A 2,477-nucleotide genomic window follows, 5' to 3' on the forward strand; every position below is an offset into this window, starting at 1 on the left:
ATTTAGGCACAAACAAGGCAACAGGCACAAGGCAAAGAGTGTTAAAATGTTTTTAACGACCACAGATATGGGCATTCGGCAAAAACATATCTATCGTTAATAAAAAACATTTGAACACTTTGTGCCTGTTGCCTTGTGCCTAAAACACAAAACTTAAATATAATTCAGCATTCCTACTTAAGGCTGTCTAAAATCTTTAAGTTTAGAGAAAAATCTCTATTTCGTCTTCGAGCGAATTACACTCAAGGTCTGTTGCGTAATACCCAAATACGAGGCAATATGTCCCAATGGCGCTCGCAAAAGAATTGAAGGGTGGTCGTTGAGCAAGGTCGTATATCTTTCTTGAGCGGTATGAAATTGCAGTGAATAAAGCCTATCCGAAAATAGTTTGACCATTTGTATAGACGTCAAAAAAACATAATCTTTTAAGGCAGGGATTTCTTCAGCCAAAGTCATAAAGTCTCGGTACTGAATGGTTCTTAAGGTTACATCTTCCAGAGCTTCAGTACCATAAGGAGTAGGTTGATTAAAAAACACACTATCGATATTCATAGAAACAAAGCCCTCTTCGAAAAAAAAGTGCGTAATATCTTTGTCGTTATGGGTGTAATAGGTGCGTAATAAGCCCTTTTCTACAAAAGTTGCTTTCTGAGAAATAGCTCCTGGCAGCATCAAAATCGTATTTTTGGTATGACGCTCCGTTTTGAAGGCCTTATTAATCCGTTCTTGTTGGGCTTCAGTCACAGGAATTTTGCTGCTGATATGTTGTAAAAAATCCATAGGAGAAAGAATAAAGTTGGGAGGCACTTAGGCCTATGGCATTGATTGAAATTTAACGATGAACAAATCAACAAAATTCAAGGGCAAATTCCAATAAGTAATCATCCAAAATTAGATGTCAGGGCTTGGCTTTAGGTTGTAAGCCGTAGGCATTAGGCAAAATGTATTTATCATTTCAAAAAAAATACTTTTTTCTTAAGCCTTCAGCTTTGGGCATTCGGCAAAAGCATCTCCTTTTTTACAGAAAAGAGATTTTTGTCATATAGCCGACTTTTGGTCAGATGGTTAACAACGAAGTTTGCAATATAAATTTTAAATCATAAAATAATGAAGACTAAATTATTTGTATTGCTTTTATTTTTGATGTCAACAAGTGTACAGCTTTTGGCGCAAGAAACCGACGTTTTCCAGAAAGATGGAATTGCTATTCGTGGGTATGACCCTGTGGCTTATTTCAAACAGAGTAAGCCAGTGAAAGGACAAGAAACCATTTCCTATGATTGGAATGGCGTAAAATGGTTGTTTAGTTCAGAAGAAAACAAGGAAGATTTTAAGGCAAATCCTGAAAAGTTTGCCCCGCAATATGGAGGATATTGTGCTTATGGTTTGAGTGAAAACCACAAATCGCCTACTGAACCAGAGGCGTTCACGATTGTGGATGACAAATTGTATTTAAACTATAACCTAAAAGTGAAGGAATTATGGAAAAAAGATATTCCTGGGAGAATCAAGAAAGCAAATGATTTTTGGCCTGCTTTGATGTCAAAAACTGCCAAGCAATAGCAGAACTATCTATTTTGACAAAAACTGAATATCCATGTTTTTAATATTTGAAGGCGGAGAGGTAAAAACTTCTCCGCTTTTTTGTTGCTAAATGATGGAAGTCAAAAAAGCTGACAGCCTTTTAATTATCCTCTTCAATTGTATGCGAATACAGTATTTTTAAAGAATTACATCCTTTAACAAGTAGCCGATTTTTTCAGTTATATTGTTATTCTTAGATATTTTTGATTATTTCGTACAGCTTTCAATATAATTTCAATCATGCGCATCAAGGAATTTTCATCTTTTCAAGAACAATCTCTCTGGAATAATTTCAGAGCTGGAGATGAAGTTGCCTTTACACAGTTGTCGACACGGTACTACAGAATGTTTCGCCACTATGGTGGAAAGTTTACGACCAATAGCCAAATTATTGAGGATGCCATTCAGGACTTACTAGTCAATTTATGGGTAAAAAGAACCTCCTTAACAGAAGTTGATTCAGTAAAGTTTTATTTATTAAAGGCTTTTAGAAATCAGTTATTTAAAACTTTAAGGGCCTTTAGTGCTGTTCCATTAGAAGAGGATTTTCAAGAAAATTTTTCAGAAGCATCTTCTGAAATGTTTTTTATCGAAAATGAATCTCAGCAAGAGCAACAATCCAAAATTTCTTATTTCCTCAAACAACTCCCTGACCGTCAAAGAGAAATTCTTTATTTACGCTTCTATCAAGATTTGAGAGTAGAAGAAATAGCGCAATTACTGCAAATCAAACCTCAATCTGTTTCGAATATCATCCAACGAGCCCTTCTGAATCTTCGCCAACATTGGGAATTATTGGTTCCTTTTATCTTGTTGTGGCTACTATGAATGCAATAGTTGTGAATGATGAATTGTGAATTAGTGTATTGCGAAGAATACAACAACTATTATTT

Annotated in this window: 3 protein-coding genes; 2 read left to right on the top strand and 1 reads right to left on the bottom strand. The window is 35.2% G+C overall.

Annotation, left to right across the window (positions count from 1 at the left end; all coding sequences use genetic code 11):
- Nucleotides 1–216: 216 nt before the first annotated feature.
- Entirely contained in the window at nucleotides 217–780 is a 564-nt protein-coding gene (locus ACOVQ4_RS19085) for a Crp/Fnr family transcriptional regulator (RefSeq protein ID WP_421822201.1), read from the bottom strand.
- A 327-nt stretch (nucleotides 781–1,107) separates the two neighbouring features.
- On the opposite strand from ACOVQ4_RS19085, the gene ACOVQ4_RS19090 reads away from it, so the two are divergent.
- Complete coding sequence (locus ACOVQ4_RS19090; protein ID WP_421822202.1) at nucleotides 1,108–1,563, top strand: YHS domain-containing (seleno)protein; 456 nt, start codon at nucleotides 1,108–1,110, stop codon at nucleotides 1,561–1,563.
- A gap of 261 nt (nucleotides 1,564–1,824) precedes the next feature.
- Nucleotides 1,825–2,412 (top strand): RNA polymerase sigma factor, encoded by a 588-nt coding sequence (locus tag ACOVQ4_RS19095; protein WP_421822203.1) that lies wholly within the window; start codon nucleotides 1,825–1,827, stop codon nucleotides 2,410–2,412.
- Nucleotides 2,413–2,477: the final 65 nt, after the last annotated feature.

Source organism: Flectobacillus sp., from assembly GCF_049240685.1.
In the GTDB taxonomy this organism is placed as follows: domain Bacteria; phylum Bacteroidota; class Bacteroidia; order Cytophagales; family Spirosomataceae; genus Flectobacillus.